Source organism: Halorubrum sp. Ea1, assembly GCF_002252965.1.
GTDB lineage: Archaea > Halobacteriota > Halobacteria > Halobacteriales > Haloferacaceae > Halorubrum.
The window spans coordinates 1-18,712 of record NZ_NHPG01000094.1 but is presented as its reverse complement, the minus strand read 5'-3'; the positions used below and the strand labels follow the sequence as shown (position 1 = coordinate 18,712).

Sequence of the window (18,712 nt, the reverse complement as noted above, 5' to 3'; positions counted from 1 at the left end):
GCGGCCGGAGGCCGCGAGTAGCGAGGGACCGAAGGTCCCTCTGACAGCCGGCGGCGTAGCCGCCGGCGAGAGCGCGCGCGAGGGAGTCGCTGGCTCCCGAAGCGAAGCGGAGGGTGCCAGCGGCGAGGCTGGGGAGGCGTGAGGCTGCGGTTGCGGTGCGGGGCGCGCCTCACGGCTGGAGCCTTGGATGCCTTCACCGTCGACGCGTGTTCGATTATTTATAAGCGAGCCGCCGGAGGGTCGGAGGGGTTCGTCGTGCCAACGACGGCAACGACATATACACAGACTACGATCGACCCGGGAAAAAGACGGCCAGCGAAATTCGATTAGTTCGGATTCTTCAGCGGCTGCCGCTCCCCGTACGTCAGCGTCCGCCAGACCCACTCCACGGGGCCGTATCGGTAGTAGTTGAGCCACGCCACCGACAGCACCACCTGCACGACCCAGATGGCGAGGACGATCCCGTACTGTTCGACGCGGTTCACGGAGCCGAACAGGCCGAGGCCGTGGCCGTAGAAGATCGAGGTCGCGAGCACTGTCTGGAGGAGGTAGTTGGTGAACGCGGTCCGTCCGACCGCGGCGAAGGTCCTCGTCACCGGACCGTCGGGCCGCCGCTTCGCGTACAGCATGACGAGCCCGACGTACCCCCCGGCGACGAGGAGGCTCCCCCAGTAGTTGAACTGACGCCAGTACAGCGCCGCGCCCGCGCTCCAGTCGTTCGCCTCGATGTAGGCGACGCCGGCGACGACGACCGCGACGCCGACGACCCCGCCGGCGACGAGCCGCTTATAAAACCGCGCCGAGCGCTCGCCGGTGAGCACGCCCCAGCGGTACAGCGCCATTCCGAGCAGCATCACGCCGCCGACGCGCCAGAAGCTGGACCCGATGAAGCCGGACGTCTGTCGCTGGAAGGAGGCGGAGACGCGGTGGTCCATCTGTTCGAGCCAGCCGCTCCGGTAGGTCGCCACCTCCTGGCGCAGGGCGGCCTCGCTCGGCGCCCACTGAGACGCGATCGCGTCGCCGCCGATGCTGACCGCGGCGAACAGCTCCGTGACGGGAACGAACAGCAGGAAGAGCCCGCCGAGCGCCGCCAGCCGTTTCGCGTCCATGTCGCGGACCGTGATCAGGAACAGCCCGGTGAAGCCGTAGGCGACGAGGATGTCGCCGTACCACAGCAGGTACGCGTGCGCGAGTCCGACCGCGATGAGCACCGCGGTCCGCCGGTAGTGGAGCCGGACCGCGTCCTGTCCCTTCTCCTCTTTGCTCCCGACGAACAGCAGGACCCCGGCGCCGAACAGCGCCGAGAACAGCGTGATGAGCTTCGACTGCGCGAACACGTGGCCGGCGAACCACGCCCAGTAGTTCGCGCCTGTGAAGTCGCCGTAGACGGTGGAATCGGCGTACACGGTGGGGTTCAACAGCGACGCCTCCGGCATCGCGAACACCCAGACGTTGATGAGCAGGATTCCGAGCAGGGCGAACCCTCTGAGCGCGTCGAGGCTGACGATGCGTTCGGAGGGCGGGGTCGGGCCGGCGTCGCGTGTCACGGATTGCTTCCGAGGAGGAACCGGAGGACCGAATAGGTTCGGATAGCGGGAGCCGGAGACGGCGGGGACTCGGGCCGAGGGCGGGACCGGGCCGGCCTCAGTCCAGCCGGACGGCCTCGCCGCGCTCCGAGGATCGGTAGATGGCGTCGATGACGCGCTGGACGGAGAGCGCCTCGTCGATCGTGTTGATCGCGGGCGCCTCGCCCGCGGCGACCGCTTCGAGGAACGCCGCCTGCTCGGCCCCGTGGCTGTCGCCCTCGCGGGTCTCGACCTCGGTGTCGGAGAAGTGGTGGCTGTCGCCGTCGAAGGAGCGCGCCTCGTGGATCGTGAGCTCGTCGCTGCCGCGGTCGAACGTCGCGCCCGCCTCCGTCCCGCGGATCACGAACTCATCGTTCGTCGGTCGGTTCGTCGCCCACGCGACCTCCAGCGACACCGTGTTGCCGTCGGCATCGCGGATGAACGCCGACGCCGAGTCCTCGACGTCGAACCCCTCGGCGCCGTTGTCGTCGCCCCACATGTGGACGAACGCGTAGTCGTCGCGGTTCCCGAACTCGGAGCGCGTCTCGCCCGACACCTCGACGACCTCCGGGTGGTCGAGGAAGTACAGCGCCAGGTCGACGGCGTGGACGCCGATGTCGATGAGCGCGCCGCCCCCGGCGACGTCGCCCGACGTGAACCACGAGCCGCGGCCGGGGACTCCCCGGCGGCGGACGTAGTTCGCCTCGACGTGCGTCGTCTCGCCGAACCGTCCCTCGTCCTGGTAGCCTTTGATCACCTGGACGGGCTCCGCGAACCGGTTGTTGAACCCGACCATGCAGAACCCCTCGGCGTCGCGGGCGGCCGCGGCGATGCGCTCGGCGCTCTCGACCGTGTGTGCGAGCGGCTTCTCCAAGAGCACGTCGAGGCCGGCCTTCAGCGCCGAGACGGCGTACTCCTCGTGGAAGCGGTTCGGCGTCGTGATCAGGACGGCGTCGCAGTCCTCGTACAGGTCCGTCTCGCTCTCGTACGCGTGGACGTCGAACTCCTCGTGGAACCGCCGCCGGGCGTCGGCGTCGATGTCCATGCCGCCGACGAGGTTCGCGCCGCGCTCCGTCAGCTTCGTCGCGTGGTGCTTCCCGATCCCGCCGAGGCCGACGATGCCGACGGCGACGTCGTTCGCGTGAGTCATACGCCGAATTCACAACGAATGTTGTTAAGGCTCACGTTCCGGCTCACGCGGTCGCGATCGCCGGCGGTCCGGGGCGCGGGCGGTTCAGAGGAGCGCGAAGAGCGTCTCCGCCAGTTCGAACAGACCACTGAACGACTCCGCGCCCGGGCCGAGACCTCCCTCGCCCGGGAGGGTCCCGAGGATACGCTCGGACTCGCGGCTCCAGACGAACCCCCCGACCAGCCACGCGCCGGCGAGGAAGGCGACCGCAGCGAGCAGCCGCGAGACGGCGAGAAGCCGCAAGACGAGGGGCAACAGGAGCACCGACGCCGCCCCGGCGAGAACGTAGGTGACGGCCGACCGCAGCGACGCCGCGAGCGCCGGTTCGACCGTCCCGGTCCCGACGAGGAGCGCGGTCCCGCCGACGCCGCACAGGAGCGTCCCCCAGACGACCGCCCCGAGCAGCCGCACTCGCCCGCCGTACCCGGAGCCGGCCGCCTCCGGCACGTCGTCGTGGACCCACGGATTGCGCATGCTGACCGTCGCCGCCCCGCCCGTTTATGTCTCGCTTCAGATACCCGAAACGCGAGGCGTGAAACGTTCTGACGGGGACCATCGACGGGACTGGCGGCCGTTCGCGTCCCTTCGGCTATCGCTCCTCGTCGACGGGGCGGTCCCGCGTCATCCACTCGCTCGCCTGCGGCTCCGCCGCGTCAGTCACGACCTCGACCAGCGCGGGGCCGTCGCGGCGCCGGGCCGCGTCGACCGCGTCCCCGACCGCGTCGAGGTCGGTCACCCGCTCCGCGGGGACGCCCATCCCGGACGCGACGGCGACCGGGTCGAGGCCCGCGTCCGCCCACCCGTAGGCGCTTTCGGGAAAGTCGTACGAGCGCGACGCCTCCTCGCTGATGATCGCGTAGTCGTCGTTGTTGAGCGCGACCACCGTCACGTCGAGGTCCTCGGCGGCGAGCGTGTGTAGCTCGTGAACGCACATCATGAGTCCGCCGTCCCCGGTGAGCGCGACGGCGTCGCGGTCGGGGTTGGCGAGCCTCGCGCCGATCGCCGACGGGAGCCCGGTGCCCATCGTCGCCCACGACCCCGGGTTGACGTACGATCGAGGCCCCGACGCCGGGAAGGAGACGAGCGTCCAGAGCCGGAACCCGCCCGCGTCCGCCGTGACGACGGTCTCGTCCGGGAGCGCCTCCCGGACCTCCCGGAGGACTTCGACGGACCGGAGCGGGTCGTCGGGGGCCCGCCCGTCGGCGAGCGTCGCGAACCGCTCCTCGTCGGCCGACCTGACCGCACCGGCCCGCTCGGCGCCGTCGAGTTCGGCCCCGTCCGCCGCCGGCGACGACGAGGCCGGCGACGACGAGACCGGCGGCGAGAGGTCCGCCTCCCGGCCCTGGTCGAGACGATCGTCGAGCGCACGAAGGAACGCGTCCGCGTCGGCGACGACCCCGAGTTCCGTCTCGTAGCCGAATCCGACGTCGTCTCCGTCGAGGGTGACGTGGACGAGCCGGTCCGGCATCGAGACCGACCACGAGGCGGTCGCGACCGCGTCGAGGTCGGACCCGACGACGAGCCCGACGTCGGCCGCGCCGAGCAGTTCCCGGAGGTCGGTGCTCGACCCGCCGCAGAGGACGCCGGCGGAGAGCGCGTGCGTCTCCGGCAGCGTTCCCTTCCCCTTGTACGTGGTCGCGACCGGCGCGTCGAGCGCCTCCGCGACGGACCGGAGCGCGTCGCTCGCGCCGGCCCGTCGCACGCCGCCGCCCGCGAGGATCGCCGGGGCGTCGGCCCCCGCGAGCAGTTCCGCGGCGCGGTCGACGGCGTCGGCGGGCGGGGCCGGCGGCGCGCTCGGCGACCGCTCTCCGACCGCGGGCTGCGGCGTCCGGCTCGCGAGGACGTCCTTCGGGATCCCGACACGAACCGGCCCCTGCGGGTGTTCGCGAGCGACGCGAATCGCGTCGGCGACGGCGGGGACGGCGCCCGCCGGCGAGTCCACGAGGACGTTCTCCTTGACGACCGTGTCGTACGTCTCCGGCGGCGTCTCGTGGATCCCGTCGCCGCCGCGCACCTCGCGCTCCGTCTCGACGGCGAGGTGCAGGAGGGGGACGCAGTCGTTCAGGGCGTTCTTCAGCCCGTTCATCGCGTTCATATCGCCCGGGCCGGGGACGACGACCGTCGCCGCCATCGCGCCCGGCTCGCCCGTCTCGGCGTACCCCCACGCCTGATGGGTGACGGCCGTCTCGTGGCGCGCGACGACGAACCGCGCGTCGCGGTCGGCGAGCGCCCGGTTGAGCGGGAGCGTCTGCTTCCCGGGGATCCCGAAGGCGACGTCGACCCCGCGGTCGAGCATGTGGTCGACGACCGCTTCGGCGACGGTCGGCGCGTCGACCCCGTCGGCGTCCGTCCCGCTCGGGGAGTCGGTAGTCTCCATACCGCGAGGTCGACGGAGCGGGTGTTCAAACCTTCGGCGGCAGCGGGGGCCGCAGGCCGATCGGCGGCGTCGCGGCCGCGAAATATCCAAATCAATACATCGGTGGCCGAGAAATGACAGCTATGATCGATATCGCGGTCCAGCTGTACACGCTGCGCTCGGTCGACGCTCCGCTCCCGGAGCTGCTCGACCGCGTGGGCGAGGCCGGCTACGACGGGGTGGAGTTCGCCTATCGGGTGCGCGAGTCGCCGACTGAGGCGGTGCTCGCGGCGCTCGACCGGAACGGTCTGGACGCCGCCTCCGCGCACGTCCCGATCGAGGCGTTGGAAGACACGCCGGCCGAGGCGTTGGAGGCCGAGTTCGACGACACCGTCGACCTGTACGGTCGGCTCGGCGTCGACACGTTCGTCGTCCCGTGGCTCGACCCGAAGCACTTCGAGAGCGCCGCGGCGGTCGACGCGACCGCGGAGCGGCTGGACGACCTCGCGGCGGCCCTCGACGCCCAGCGCGTCCGGCTCGCGTACCACAACCACGACCAGGAGTTCGCGAGCCTCGACGGCGACCCCGCTATCGAGCGACTGATCGACCGGACCGACGATCGGGTCGAGTTAGAGATCGACGCCGGCTGGGCGCTCGTCGGCGGGGCGGACCCCGCCGAGCTGATCGACCGACACGCCGGCCGGATCACGCACGTCCACGTCACCGACGACGACGCCGATCGCGGCGAGTCGGTCGCGCTCGGCGAGGGCGACGTGGACCTCGACGCGGTCGTCGCGAGCGCGCGGAACGCCGACGTCGAGTGGCTCGTCTACGAGCACGACGACCCCGCCGATCCGATCGCGTCGATCGAGCGCGGGGCAGCGACCCTCCGAAGGGCGCTGCGCTGAGCGTATCGCTCCGTGCGGTGCGATCAGAGCCTATCGCTCCGTGCGGTGCGATCAGAGCGCACTGCTCCGAGCGGCGTTGCGCCGGCCGCGGCGATCCCTCGGACGGGACCACACGCGTAGCTACTTTACCACACAGTGTCATGTGATATGTATGCGCTTACCAGAGACTCGCGATCTGTTCGCACGGAAGCTACAGTTTCCGGCCTCACGGAAGGCGGTGCTAGAGACGGTGGGTAGCACGGAGCTGTCGCCTCCGGACGGAGAGGCCACGACGATCCGAGCGGTGATCGAGCGGTCCGACATGGAGGAGTTCCACTCGGCAGACGACCTCTACGACACGATGATGTCGCTCGTCGGGGCGCAGTTTATCGGACGCCGGTACTACGACGACCGCGGCGCCATGCCGCAGGACGAGGACACCGAGGTGAGCTTCTGATGGCGGTTACGCTGGTGTCCGGAGTCAACGGCGTCGGGCTCTCGAGCGTCTGTCAGGCCGTCCGACGCGGGCTCGGAGACGGGTACAAGCTGATCAACTTCGGCGACGTGATGCTCGAACAGGCGGCCGCGATGGGGTTCACGACCGAACGGGCGAAACTGGGCGATCTCTCACAGTCGCAGACGCGCCGGCTCCAGCGCCGCGCGGGCGAGTTCGTCGCCGACGAGGCGGCGGAGGCGGACGTCCTCCTCTCGACGCACTTGGCGGTCGAAACGAAGACCGGCTACGTCCAGGGGCTCCCCTCGGAGGTGCTCCACGACGTCTCGCCGAGCGCGTTCGTCCTCGTGGAAGCGAGTCCGGAGACCATCCTCGACCGCCGGCGGACGGGCGACCGCGACTCGCACGCGGTGACCGAGCGCAAGATCTCCTTCGAACAGGACCTCAACCGCTCCGCCGCGCTCCAGTACGCGCGCGACCAGAACGCGCCGGTCCGGTTCATCGAGAACGAGGACAGTATCGAGGAGGCGGCCGAGCGCCTGGCGGACTCGCTCTGACGGCCTGAACCGAGATAGGCCCGTCCGTGCTCGGCGTTCCCCGCCGGGGCCGGCGAGTCGGCGGTTCCGTCTCCGACCGTTCCGCGACCGGCGGCTACGCCGCCACGGACGACTCCGCCACGGACTACTCCGCCACGTTCGTCTCGCGCACTCGCACGCCCTTGCGCGCGAGGTGTCGCATCTGGCGCTGCGCGAACTCCTCTTCGCTGGAGCCGCGAGTGGCGAGCACGTAGACGAGCGCGGAGCCGGAGGGGCGCATCGTCCGGCCGGCGCGCTGGGAGCCCTGCCGGCGGGAGCCGCCGAGCCCGCTGGCGACGATCGCGACCTCGGCGTTCGGGAGGTCGATCCCCTCGTCGCCGACGCGGGAGACGACGAGAGTGTCGAGGTCGTCCCCGTCCGCCCCGGGCTCGTCGCCGTCCCCGCCCTCTTCCCGGAACCGTCGGAACAGCTCCGTGCGCTCGCGGTGCGGCGTCTCGCCGCTGATGAACGGCACGCCGAGCGCGTCCCCGATCGCCTCGCCCTGATCGAGGAACTCGATGAAGACGAGCGCCTTCTTGTCTCGGTGGGCGGCCAGCAGGTACCGGATCTCCTCGATCTTCGCGGGGTTCTCCGCGGCGACCCGGCGGCGCTCTCGACCGTCGGCGCTGGCGTACTCGTTCTGCGCCAGCTCGTCGCGCCACGGGACGTACCGGATCTCCACCTCGGGCTCCTGGACGAACCCCGCCTCGAAGAGGGCGTCCCAGTCGGCGCCGATCGGCTGGCCGATCAGGGTGTAGATCTCCTCCTCGCTCCCGGTCTCGCGGACCGGAGTAGCCGAGAGCCCGAGGCGGTGTTTGCTCTGGAGCTCCGCCGTGCGGCTGTACACCGGCGCGGTAACGTGGTGGCACTCGTCGAAGCAGATCAGTCCCCACTTCCGGGAGTCGAACAGGGAGCGGTGGCGGTCCATGCCAGCGATCTGGTAGGTCGCGATCGTGATCGGCCGGATCTCCTTCTGCCCGCCGTGGTACAGTCCGACGTCGGCGGGGTCTATCGTCGAGTGTTCGAGCAGCTCCTCGCGCCACTGGCCGGCGAGCTCGCGGGAGGGGACCAGGATGAGCGTCTCGCCGCCGACGGCCGCGATGGTCGCGATGGCGGCCACGGTCTTTCCGGAGCCCGGCGGGCCGACGTACACCCCGGAGCGACGCTCGAGGAACGTCTCGACCCACGTCTCCTGATACGGCCGGAGGTCGGTGGTGAGATCGATATCGACCGGGTCGCCCACGTCGAGGTCGCGGTCGTCCTCGACCGGGTAGCCCGCGTCGTAGAGGGCGCGTTTGACCTCGGCGACGGCGTCCTCGTTCACCCACGCCTCCGTCTCGGAGATCGGCGCGCGGAGGTGGTCGTCGTCGAGGTGCTGGTCCGCGACGTTGCCCATCAGGCTCTCGGAGGCGGCCGCCAAGACGACGTAGTCGTCCTCGTGGGTGTATAAGCGGAACCGGTGCGCACGGCGCCACTGGTCGCGGATCCACTCCTCGAGGTGGTCGTACCGACGCGGGAGGACCGACCGGAGGCTCGCGACGAGGGCGTCGGCGTCGTCGAACGGCGCGGCCCACACGTCCTCCTGCCGGATCCGGTAGAGGTACCCGCGGGTGCCGGGTTCCGTCCCGGTGGTGTCGACGAGGTACGCGAACTGCGAGAGCCGCGCTCGCGTGTACTGCGTCGGGCGGTCGACGACGATCTCGCGGCGGTTCGGGAACGCGACGACGCGCTCGCGGCTCGCCAGCCGCCCCCAGTCGGTCGGGTAGAAGACGACCGGGTCGCTCTCGACGTCGAGCCGGTCCACGTCGCCGCGGTCGACGAGCGCGGCCAGCGCGTCGCGGGCGGCCGACTGCGTCGTGCCGAGCCGACGAGCGACCTCGCTGGCGGTCGCGATCGGTCGCTCCTCGGCCTCGAGGGCCTCGTGGAAGCGGTCGAGCGAGACGTCGGCGGCGGCCGCGGAACCGTCCTCGGCGCCGGACCCCTCGGGGTCGTCGGTCATTGACGACGGTTCGGCCGCGACGCTGAAATGGGTAGCGTCCGCGGCTCGGAGCGAGGAGGCGGACGGACGGGGCGCGGCCTTATCGACCGGAGCGTCCGTGACAGCCGCGGGAGGTGATCGCGTCCTTCGAGCGGAACCGGCAGCCGCAGTCGTCGCACCGGACGTACGGCTCGCCCGGCTCGGTCTTCAGGCGGTGATCGCCCACCACGAACGGTCGGGTCACGGTCCGGGGGCGGATCCGGTCGGGGATCGGCGTCGACGCCGACTCGCTGAGCGCCGCCCGCACGGCGATGGTGTCGACGTCCACGGGGTCCCACCGGCGGGCGTCGAGGGCCGCCTCGCGGTTGGCCACCTCGGTCCAACCGGTGACGACGACGGGAGAGTTCGTCTCCGTGTCGCCGACGACGACGACGAACCGGATGCCCCCGTCGACGAGGGCGAACCGCCAGCCGTCGGTCCGGTTCCAGCGGAGCTGACCGCGGCGGATCGCGTCGCTCACGGTGCGGGTCGACACGTAGCGACCCGGCTGTTCCAGCCGGTCGCGGAAGTGATCGGTGAGGGCGTAGAGACCGGGGTCGCGGACCGGCGGATCCTCCGCGGTTCGCGCGACGGAGGACCGGCGCGCAGACGGCGAGCACTGCCGTCGATAGTCGCCCGTCTCGGGGTCGAAGGGAAGGGGGTCCGACCTCCCCGCCCGCCGGCGTGACCCCGCCGGCGCGGTCGTGGACGCAGTCCGACGCTCCGTCGATCCGGAACGGGATGACTCCGCGTCTCCCGCTCCGCCCTGTCGGGATGCCACTGAGTGACAGTACAGAGTCGGCTCTTAAGTGTGTTACGCCGACACAGGGGTGCGGTCCGCGGATCGGCGTTCGGCGTCGGCCGAGAGTCCACTCCGGCCGCGAGCTACTCGTGGCCGGAGACCCGGACGGGCTCGTACGGCTCCTCCAGCCACTCGACGTCCGACCCGGAGAGGTCGATGTCGAGGGCCTCGACCGCGTCCTCTAGGTGTTCGACGCTCGACGTGCCGACGATCGGCGCGTCGACGATGTCCTTGCCGGCCACCCACCGAAGCGCGATCTGCGCCATCTCCACGCCCTTCTCGTCGGCCAACTCCTGGACGCGCCGGTTGATCTCCTCGCCGCCGCCCTCGCGGTACGGCCGCCCGAGTTCGGTCTCGTGCTCCCCGCGGAGCGTGGCGTCGTCGCGCTCGAAGGGGCGCGCGAGGTAGCCGGCGCCGACCGGACTCCACGGGATCATGCCGATCCCCTCCCTCTCGCAGAGGGGAACCATCTCGCGCTCCTCCTCGCGGTACGCGAGGTTGTAGAGGTTCTGCATCGTGGCGAAGCGTTCGTACCCCTCGCGCTCGCTCGTGTGGAGCGCCTCGGCGAACTGGTGGGCCCACATCGAGGAGGCGCCGACGTACCGCACGTCGCCGCGCCGGACGGCGTCGTCGAGCGTCGCCAGCGTCTCCTCGATCGGCGTGTCGTCGTCCCAACGGTGGATCTGATACAGATCTATCGTGTCCATCCCGAGCCGGTCGAGGCTGTGCTGTAGCTCCTGTTCGATCGCCTTCCGCGAGAGCCCGCCCGAGTTCGGGTTCGACTCGTCCATCTCGCCGTACACCTTCGTCGCGACGACGAACCGGTCGCGGTCGTACTCCGCGAGGACGTCGCCGAGGATCGCCTCGCTCTCGCCGGTCGAGTAGACGTTCGCGGTGTCGAAAAACGTGACCCCGAGCTCGATCGCGCGCTCGACGAGCTCGCGGCCCTCCTCCTCGTCGAGCATCCACTCGTGCTCGCTCCCGAAGCTCATACAGCCGAGCGCCAGTTCGCTGACGGTCGTCCCCGTGTCGCCGAGTGTCGTGTACTCCATACGGATCGGGCGTCGGGATCATTAATAAATCGGACCGACTGCGCGGACTGAGACTTAAAAAGGAATCCCGCCCTACAGCGCCGGCGGCTCGCCGCGACCGATGACGATCTCCTGCCCCTCCACGTCTTCGAGAGACGCGACCCGTCCCCCGATTTCGACGCGTCCGGACGTCGTCTCGACGACCAGCGAGGCGACCTCCTCGGACTCCTCGAACGCGAGGTCGACGACGCGGCCGCTGACGGTGACCGCCTCGCCGGTCTCGATGTCGCGTCCCTCGACGGTGGCGTAGAATCCCTCGCCGCCGAACTCCCTGACGTCCTTGACGGCGCGGCGGATCGACGCGTAGCGGCGCGGGAACGGGCGCGCCGCGCCGTCGGTGGCGAGAGTCTCCGCCGTCGTCCACAGCACGGTACCGAAGAAGCCGGAGACGAGGAACCCGAGCGCTGAGCGGTTGAAGATGACCCCGTAGCGCTCGCGGTCGTCGCGGAGCGCGTCCTGCGTGGCGTAAACGGAGTACTCACCGTCGGCGACCGCGAGGATGGGCGTGGTGATCCCGCGTCGCGCCCGTGCGATGGTCGACACTTCGAGGTAGTCGAACTCGTCCGGGTCCGGCGCTTTCGAGGCGGGAGTGACGAGGAGTTCGACGCTGACGCCGTCGGCCACCTTCGCCGCGAGTTCGTCGCGGAAGCGGCGAAGCAGACCGGGGGTCAGCGAGACGGCGAGCTCGAACTCCGCGCCGGCGATTATCTCCTCCAGGTACCGGAGTATCGTCGAGCGCGACTTCACGAGGGAGACGGCCTCGGTCTCCCGGGTCGGAGCGGTGTACCTCGCCTCGAGTTCGTCGACCATCTCCGCGAACGACGACCGGAGCTCGCCGAACGCGTCTTCCGGGTCGACGGCGACGATCTTCATCGGACGCGACTCGCGGAGCTCCACGAGCCCGCGGTCCGAGAGGCTCCGGACCGTGTCGTACACGCGCGGCTGCGGGATGTCCGTCCGGTCGGCGATGTCGCTCGCCGTCAGTTCGCCGTGCTCCAACACCGCGAGGTAGGCGTCAATCTCGTACTCGCCGAGGTTGAACCGGTCCCCGACGTGGTCGAGGGTGTCGCGGAGGTCGTCGGTCATATCGAGTACGATACGCCCCTCCGATATAGGTTTTTACTATGAGTCGAGTTGCACGCGTTTTCAGAGCGGGATCCCCCAGGGCGATCCGGTCGATTGGGTCGCCCCCAAATGTACGTCCGGTCGGCTGGGTCGCACTCACATGTACATCCGGTCGGCTGGGTCGTACTCACATGTACATCCGGTCGTACCCGCCCTCCGGCTCGCGCTCCTCCATCCGCTCGGCGAGGCCCTCGTAGTGATTGCGAACCTCCTCCGCGAACGACGTCAGCGGCCCGGAGTCGACTCCGAGGTCGTAGGTTTGGTTCACCGTATCCACGAGCCGCACCGTGGCCTCCACGTCCGGGGCCTGCGCGTGGACGGGCGTGATGAGCACGCCGACGCCGAGCGACGAGTCCATCCCTCGTTCGAGCAGCGAGGCGTTCGTCCCGTCGAGGAAGCCCGCCTCCATCGGCGGGACCGTCTCGTCCGCGAGGCGCGCCTCGCGGTAGTCGTCCGTCGCGACGTAGAAGGTGCGGTGAGCGTCCGGACCGTGCGGGATCGGCACCCCGGCCAACACCGTGATCTCCGAGACTCCGGCGCCCTCGGTCCAGTCGAGGACCGCCGTCGAGAGTAGTTTCCCGAGCGCGGGCGGAACGAACTGCTCGGCCACGAGCACGGTGACGTCGACGTCGTCCGCGGAGTACAGTCGGATCGGATGGCGCGGTCGCCCCTTCGCGAACGGGGTGATCGACGGCAGTCCCTCGATCCGGACGTGTCCGGTTTCCTCGAGGTCGAGGTCGTTGACGAGGTAGTCCACGGCGGTCAGTCCGGCGAGGCCGAACGACGAGAAGCCGGCGACGAGAACGTCGCTCGGCGCGGAATCGTGCGCGACGCTGAACGACGGCTTCGCGGGCGGGGTCTCGGACATGGTGCCGGGTTCGCTCGGCGGGATGATAGTGGTTTCCCGGTCCGCGACCTCAAGTTCCTGAACACTGTCCCGACTTCGTCTCCCCGAGGTCGTCCCGACTTTGTTTCCCCGACGCCGTCTCGACTTTGTCTCCCCGACGCCGTCCCGAATCCGCAGGAAGGGAGAAACCCTTTTTCCGGTGGGCGACGGCGGACTTGCTATGGCACAGCCCGCGGGCGCGGCGTCGATATCGGGGACGCTCCTCGGTCCGATGCTGGGGCGGGTCCTCGACCCGGTGACGAACGTCGTTTCCCGCTTGGCGTCGCTCCCCGGTTCGGGGCTGGCGTTGGTGCTCCTCTCGGTCGGACTGGGGGTGCTCGTCTCGAAGTTCCTCGTTCGGCTCATCGGCCGCCCGGTGGCTCGGCGGGTGTCGAGACAGAGCGTCGCCCAGACGATCGTCCGCGGTGTCCGCGTCGGGACGATCGCCATCGCGCTGCTGTTCGGGCTCCGAGCGGCCGGCTTCCAGTTCACCGACCTGCTCGTCGGGACGGCGGTGTTCTCGGCCGTGATCGGTATCATCCTCGCTCCGCTCGTCGGGAACTTCATCAACGGCGTGTTCATCCTCGCGGACCAGCCGTTCGAGATCGGCGACATGATCGAGCTGGAGAACGGGACCACGGGGTTCGTCGAGGACATCACGATCCGGTACACCAAGATATTCACCCTCGACAACACGTTCCTCGTCGTTCCCAACGGGGCGATGCGCGAGCGCGACGTGACCAACTTCTCGGCGGAGGACGAGCGCACGCGGCGGTCCATTGACGTGCTCGTCACATACGAGAGCGACATCCCACAAGCTCGACGGCTCATCGAGCGGGCGGCTCGAGACTGCGACGCCGTCATCAACGGCGGCCCGGACATTCGCGTCGGCGTCGCGCGGTACGTCGCCAGCCCGGACTGCCGACTCCACGAGTTCGGCGACGACGGGATCCTGCTCCGGCTCCGGTACTGGGTGAAGAAGCCGTACAAGCTCGCGAAGGTGCAGTCGGACGTGAACACCCGGATCCGCGAGCGCCTCACCGACGCCGACGTCGAGATGGCGTACCCGCACCGCCATCTCGTCTTCGACGACACCTCCGGCGTCGCGCGGGTGGGGGGTCCGGAGGACGGGCGCCCGGCCGGCGAGCGGGCGGGTGACAACCCCGTCGACGACGGCACGCGGGGCGGCCGCACAGTCGACGGCGACTCCCCGGCCGACGACCTCGAAGACGACCGGTCGGACGGTGAGAAAGCCGTCAGCGACAGCACGGAAGGCGATCGGCCGACGGGCGGCGACGGCGTCTGAGACCACCGCACCACGCGGACCGCCGGAATCGGAAGCCTGATTGACCGAGCCGTTCACTTATAAATCAGTGAGCGACGAGCCCTCCGAGGACCGACCGGATTCCCCTCCAGGGGTCGACGGAAACGGCCCTCATAATGGCGACGACCCCGATGGCGACGGCCTTGACGGTGGCGGGCCCGGCGGCAGTGATAGCCCCGGCGGTGACGGGCCCGGCGACGGCGACGAACGCGTCCCCAAGGAATCGATCACGGAGGGGAGCTTGGTGCGGCCGCTGTTCCAACTGGCGTGGCCCATCGTCGTCATCCAGCTGCTGCAGGTGACGTACAACGTGGTCGACACGCTCTACCTCGGCCGCCTCTCCGCGGAGGCGGTCGGGGCGATCAGCCTCGCGTTCCCGCTGATATTCCTGCTTATCGCCGTCGCCGGCGGGTTCACCACCGCGGGCGCCATTCTCGTGGCGCAGTACACGGGAGCAGACGGCGACCGGTCGGCGGGGCTGGTCGCGGGACAGACGATCTTCACGGTCTCCGTGCTCTCGGTGTTCATCGGGGTCGCGGGGTACTTCTACACGCGCCCGGCCCTGGAGCTCCTCCCGAGCGACCCCGCCACGGCGGCGACGGTGATCCCCCTCGCGGCCGACTACATGGAAGTCATCTTCGCCGGCATCCCGCTGATGTTCGGCTTCTTCGTCTTCTCCGCGCTGATGCGCGGCTACGGCGACACCCGGACGCCGATGGCGGTGATGCTCGTCTCCGTGGTCCTGAACGTCCTTCTCGACCCATTTCTTATCTTCGGATTCGCGGACAACCCGCTGTTCGAATGGCTCGCGGGGGTCCCGGCCGTCGGCGCGGTCGACCCGGTCGCGCTGGAGGCCACGCTGTTCGCGGCCACCGGATTCACCGGGTACGGGATCGAAGGAGCCGCGATAGCGACGATCTTCTCTCGGGGAGTCGCCACCGCGATCGGTATCTGGCTGCTGTTCGGCACCGGGCTGGGCCCCGCAGTCACGGTGAGCCACCTCGTCCCCGACCTGGGGTTCATCCGCGACATCTTCCGGCTCGGGCTCCCCTCCAGCGTCGAGCAGACGACCAGCGCGCTCGCGATGATCACCCTCACGGCGATGGTGGTCACGTTCTCGCCGCCGGTGGTGGCGGCCTACGGGCTCGGGAACCGACTCATCTCGCTCGTGTTCCTCCCCGCGATGGGGCTCGGGCGCGCGATCGACACGATGGTGGGGCAGAACCTCGGTGCGGACCGGGCTGATCGCGCCGCGCGGTCGGTCAAGCTCGCCACCGGGACCGGTGCGGGCGTGATGTTCCTCGTCGCGGTCGTCGCGGTGGCGTTCACCGAACCGATCGTTGGCGCCTTCCTCGGCGACGTGCCGGACGCGCCCGCGACGGTCGGCTACGCCGGCGAGTACGTTCGGATCCGTTCGGTCGAGTTCGCCTTCATCGGCGTCTCGCAGGTGATCCTCGGCGCGTTTCGCGGCGCCGGTAACACGAAGACCGCGATGGTGATCTCGATCCTCACGCTCTGGGTCGGCCGCGTCGCCAGCGTGGGCTACCTGGTCTTCGTCGTCGGGTGGGGCGAGACGGGGGTCTGGGTCGGCATGGCACTCGGTAACATCCTCGGCGCGGTGATCGGGGTCGCTTGGTTCGCCCGAGGAACGTGGACCGAACGCTACATCGAAGAGCCGGAACCCGACGTCGACCCGGTCGCGAGCGACTGAGGGGCCGGTACCGGGAGAGACGGAGGGCTCAGTGCCGGAAGAGGTGGATCGCGTGGTCGTCGCGGAGCAGACAGAATCGAGCGCCGTCGTTCTCGGGGAATGTCGTTCCGATCTCCCGCGTCGTGAACAGTCGGTCGAACGGGGCGTCACAGACCGGGCACGGGACGTCCTTTCGATTCTTCCAGAGTCGCGTCGATCCCGTGTCCTTGAGCTGTTTCAGCGCGTGGCGGTGGTCGTGGACGTCGAACCGCGTCATAAGCGGCAGTCGATGGGGCGGCGGTTGAATGTGCCCCCGCGAGTATCACGCGTGATTTCGACGTGTTCGGCGCGTCGGGTCTCTCTGTTCGGCGTGTCGGGTCTCTCTGTTCGGCGCGTCGGATCTCTCTGTTCGGCGCGTCAGGTCTCTCGGTCGGCTAGTTGCGACCGAGCCCGTTCGAGCGCCGCGGCGTCCCCGACCCGAACGTACTCGCCGAGCGCGTCGGCGGCGTCGGCGAGCGCGTCGGCGTCCGCGGCGGGGACGTCGCCGTTGAGCGCCTCGACGCGTTTCGCTCTGTCGCGGAGGCGCCCAAGGACCTCTCTGGCCGGTGCGATCCGGGACTGCGGGTCGTCGCCGGCGACCGTTACCGTCGGCGCGGGCGCTTCCTCGTCGCTCATTATTTCGGAGTCGGCTTCGACCTCAGGGGCGGTTTCGACCTCGGTGGCGTCGACGGCTGCGTCGTTCGTTTCGCCATCGGCGTCGAGTTCGTCGAGGAACGCGAGGAGGTCGCTCCGGTACTCGTCGACCGCGCGAGCCGCCGCCATCCCGCGTGCCTCGCGCAATCGCTCGGGGACGTCCGCCGTCGCGGGGCGGTCGCCGTCGTCGGCTCCGGCCAGCAGATCGAGTAGGTACTCGCGGTCAGCGTCGGTCGGATCGCGGAGCCGGTCGTAACAGTCGACCGCCTCCAGGAGCTCTCGGGCCGCGAGGTAGACGGTGTCGAGCGGGAGCAGCTCTCCGCCGCGAACGAACCCGCGCTTGCGGACGTACTCGCGGAGGTCCGACTTGAGGTCGTCGACCCCCTCCGCGGGCAGGGTCCCGCTCGCGTCTCCGAACCGGGCACGATGTGGGCTGAGGTCGAGGGACGCGGGGGCGTCAGTGTGGGCCGTGCGGTCGTCGACGCCGACGCTTCGGAGGCTCCCGCAGTCCGGGCACTCGACGCTTCCCGTCTCGTAGTACGACCACCGAGCGCCGCACCCCTGGCACTCTCGCTCGCCGCGGACTTTCATACTCGGAGCCTCGGACCGTCCGGCGTAAAGGGCTGTGGTCGGCGACGCCTCGGCGGCGTTCCGCATGCGTTCCGGCCGGGCTTCGGCGGCACTTCGGCGAGGGTTCGCAACACGTTATATAAGCGATCCGTGAGAACTGTCGGCCATGAGTTGGCACGCCGTCGCCGCCCTCGACGACGCGGTCGACGCCACGCGTCGGTTCCTGTTCCCGTTCAGCCTGGTTCGCTGGGCGAAACTCGCCCTCCTCGTACTCTTGATGGGCGGAAGCGGCGCGAGCGCGAACGTTCCGGTTTCATTCGTCTCCGACACCGACGTGGCGCCGCCTCGGGGGATGGATTCGGGCGTCGGCGGCGTCGGTCCGAACCCCGCGACTATCGAGCGGTCCGTAGGGTCGATCGATCCGGGGGCGCTCGCAGTCGTCGCGGTCGGAATCGGCCTGCTGATCGTCGCGGTCTCGGTCGTCTCGCTGTCACTGCGGCTGGTCTTCTACGACGCCATCCGCACGAACGAGGTCCGGATCTGGCGGCCGTTCCTCGCACGGCTCCGCCAATCGATCGGGCTGTTTCTGTTTACCGCGACGCTGAGCATCGCAGCGGCGGCGCCCGTCGCGCTCGCGGCGTTCGTTACGGTCGCTGGGGACGCTCCGATCGGGTGGGAGCCGGTCGACGCGGTAGCCGGAACGCTCGGGTCGCTATCGGTCGGTACGGCCGTCGTTCTGGGAGTTCTCGGCGCCGCGTTCGTCGCAGTCGCCGTACTCGCGCTTCGCTTCACCTACGAGTTCGTCGTGCCGACCATGATCGTCGAGGAGACCGGGGTTCTCGGGGGATGGAGTCGGTTCTGGACAACGCTGCGCGCCGAGTGGACGGAACTGGTGGTCTATCTTCTCGTCCACTTCGTCGTCTCGCTGGGGCTTTCGGTCGTCGCGGGGATCGCGGCCGTGTTCGCCTTCGCGCTCGTGGCCACGGTCGCCGGCCTCGTGCTCCTCCTCGTGGCCGTCGCTCTCGGTGGACTTGGCGCGCTGGTTGGAACCACAACCGGGGCGGCGGCAATCGCGCTCGCGGTGCTCGCCGGGTCTGCGCTCCTGCTCGTGCTTCTGTTGCCGGTGCAGGTTCTCACCCAGTCGTACCGCATCGCCTATGAGGTCTCGACGCTCGGTGGGATGGATCCCGACCTCGCGCTGCTTCACCCCGACCTCGGTGCTCGGGCTTCCGGGCCGGCAGGGGCGGACGGCGCCGATTCCTCCGACCGTTGAGCGTTCTGATCGCTGAGCGCTCTGACTGCTGGGCGCTCTAGTCGTTGATCTTTCTGGTCGCCGAGCCCTCGGCCCTCTCAACTTCACCGACGAGGACTCGAAGGAGTTCGCGACGACGCGGTCTCGGGAGCGTTGTCACATCGACGACTGGTGGGTTCGGTCGAGTCGGAGGTACCACGTCGAGGAAGGGAGTGACACACCGGGTTTCCGGTGAA

General features: G+C 69.7%; 17 protein-coding genes. 6 read left to right on the top strand and 11 right to left on the bottom strand.

Annotation, left to right across the window (positions count from 1 at the left end):
- Positions 1-326: 326 nt before the first annotated feature.
- The 4 genes from DJ73_RS11445 to DJ73_RS11430 all read right to left on the bottom strand — a co-directional run bounded on the left by DJ73_RS11445 (position 327) and on the right by DJ73_RS11430 (position 5,131).
- On the bottom strand, positions 327-1,547 hold the full coding sequence (locus tag DJ73_RS11445; RefSeq protein WP_094524136.1) for a DUF418 domain-containing protein: 1,221 nt from the start codon (positions 1,545-1,547) through the stop codon (positions 327-329).
- Positions 1,548-1,644: 97 nt separating this feature from the next.
- The gene (locus DJ73_RS11440) at positions 1,645-2,715 is read right to left on the bottom strand and encodes a Gfo/Idh/MocA family protein (RefSeq protein ID WP_094558004.1); all 1,071 of its coding nucleotides are present in this window, start codon (positions 2,713-2,715) and stop codon (positions 1,645-1,647) included.
- An 84-nt stretch (positions 2,716-2,799) separates the two neighbouring features.
- Positions 2,800-3,228 carry a hypothetical protein gene (locus tag DJ73_RS11435; protein ID WP_094558003.1) on the bottom strand — a complete coding sequence of 143 codons (429 nt, stop codon included), beginning with the start codon at positions 3,226-3,228 and terminating at the stop codon, positions 2,800-2,802.
- 115 nt (positions 3,229-3,343) lie between these two features.
- Positions 3,344-5,131 (bottom strand): thiamine pyrophosphate-binding protein, encoded by a 1,788-nt coding sequence (locus tag DJ73_RS11430; protein ID WP_094558002.1) that lies wholly within the window; start codon positions 5,129-5,131, stop codon positions 3,344-3,346.
- A gap of 122 nt (positions 5,132-5,253) precedes the next feature.
- On the opposite strand from DJ73_RS11430, the gene DJ73_RS11425 reads away from it, so the two are divergent.
- The 3 genes from DJ73_RS11425 (at position 5,254) to DJ73_RS11415 (ending at position 7,008) form a co-directional block, all read left to right on the top strand.
- The gene (locus DJ73_RS11425) at positions 5,254-6,018 is read left to right on the top strand and encodes a sugar phosphate isomerase/epimerase (protein ID WP_094522912.1); all 765 of its coding nucleotides are present in this window, start codon (positions 5,254-5,256) and stop codon (positions 6,016-6,018) included.
- 151 nt (positions 6,019-6,169) lie between these two features.
- Complete coding sequence (locus DJ73_RS11420) at positions 6,170-6,454, top strand: hypothetical protein (protein WP_094522914.1); 285 nt, start codon at positions 6,170-6,172, stop codon at positions 6,452-6,454.
- Positions 6,454-7,008 (top strand): adenylate kinase, encoded by a 555-nt coding sequence (locus DJ73_RS11415; protein WP_094522916.1) that lies wholly within the window; start codon positions 6,454-6,456, stop codon positions 7,006-7,008. Before DJ73_RS11420 ends, DJ73_RS11415 begins: the two co-directional genes overlap by 1 nt.
- A gap of 124 nt (positions 7,009-7,132) precedes the next feature.
- On the opposite strand, the gene DJ73_RS11410 is transcribed toward DJ73_RS11415, so the two are convergent.
- From DJ73_RS11410 to DJ73_RS11390, 5 genes are all read right to left on the bottom strand, one after another.
- Positions 7,133-9,025 (bottom strand): DEAD/DEAH box helicase family protein, encoded by a 1,893-nt coding sequence (locus DJ73_RS11410; protein ID WP_249269128.1) that lies wholly within the window; start codon positions 9,023-9,025, stop codon positions 7,133-7,135.
- 79 nt (positions 9,026-9,104) lie between these two features.
- Positions 9,105-9,824, bottom strand: a complete 720-nt coding sequence (locus DJ73_RS11405) for a hypothetical protein (protein ID WP_094522918.1) — start codon at positions 9,822-9,824, stop codon at positions 9,105-9,107.
- A gap of 104 nt (positions 9,825-9,928) precedes the next feature.
- The gene (locus tag DJ73_RS11400; protein WP_094526444.1) at positions 9,929-10,897 is read right to left on the bottom strand and encodes an aldo/keto reductase; all 969 of its coding nucleotides are present in this window, start codon (positions 10,895-10,897) and stop codon (positions 9,929-9,931) included.
- 72 nt (positions 10,898-10,969) lie between these two features.
- Positions 10,970-12,022, bottom strand: coding sequence for an HTH-type sugar sensing transcriptional regulator TrmB (gene trmB, locus DJ73_RS11395; RefSeq protein WP_094558001.1), 1,053 nt, complete (start codon positions 12,020-12,022; stop codon positions 10,970-10,972).
- A 166-nt stretch (positions 12,023-12,188) separates the two neighbouring features.
- Complete coding sequence (locus DJ73_RS11390; RefSeq protein WP_094558000.1) at positions 12,189-12,929, bottom strand: proteasome assembly chaperone family protein; 741 nt, start codon at positions 12,927-12,929, stop codon at positions 12,189-12,191.
- A gap of 199 nt (positions 12,930-13,128) precedes the next feature.
- Between DJ73_RS11390 and DJ73_RS11385 the strand changes: the two genes are divergently transcribed.
- Positions 13,129-14,253 (top strand): mechanosensitive ion channel family protein, encoded by a 1,125-nt coding sequence (locus DJ73_RS11385; protein ID WP_094525293.1) that lies wholly within the window; start codon positions 13,129-13,131, stop codon positions 14,251-14,253.
- A gap of 67 nt (positions 14,254-14,320) precedes the next feature.
- Positions 14,321-15,982, top strand: coding sequence for an MATE family efflux transporter (locus tag DJ73_RS11380; RefSeq protein WP_094557999.1), 1,662 nt, complete (start codon positions 14,321-14,323; stop codon positions 15,980-15,982).
- 28 nt (positions 15,983-16,010) lie between these two features.
- Here the strand turns inward: DJ73_RS11380 and DJ73_RS11375 are convergent, their stop codons facing one another.
- Complete coding sequence (locus DJ73_RS11375; protein ID WP_094525295.1) at positions 16,011-16,238, bottom strand: flagella cluster protein; 228 nt, start codon at positions 16,236-16,238, stop codon at positions 16,011-16,013.
- A 140-nt stretch (positions 16,239-16,378) separates the two neighbouring features.
- Entirely contained in the window at positions 16,379-17,245 is an 867-nt protein-coding gene (locus tag DJ73_RS11370; protein WP_094557998.1) for a hypothetical protein, read from the bottom strand.
- A 145-nt stretch (positions 17,246-17,390) separates the two neighbouring features.
- Between DJ73_RS11370 and DJ73_RS11365 the strand changes: the two genes are divergently transcribed.
- Positions 17,391-18,497 (top strand): hypothetical protein, encoded by a 1,107-nt coding sequence (locus tag DJ73_RS11365; protein ID WP_094557997.1) that lies wholly within the window; start codon positions 17,391-17,393, stop codon positions 18,495-18,497.
- Positions 18,498-18,712: the final 215 nt, after the last annotated feature.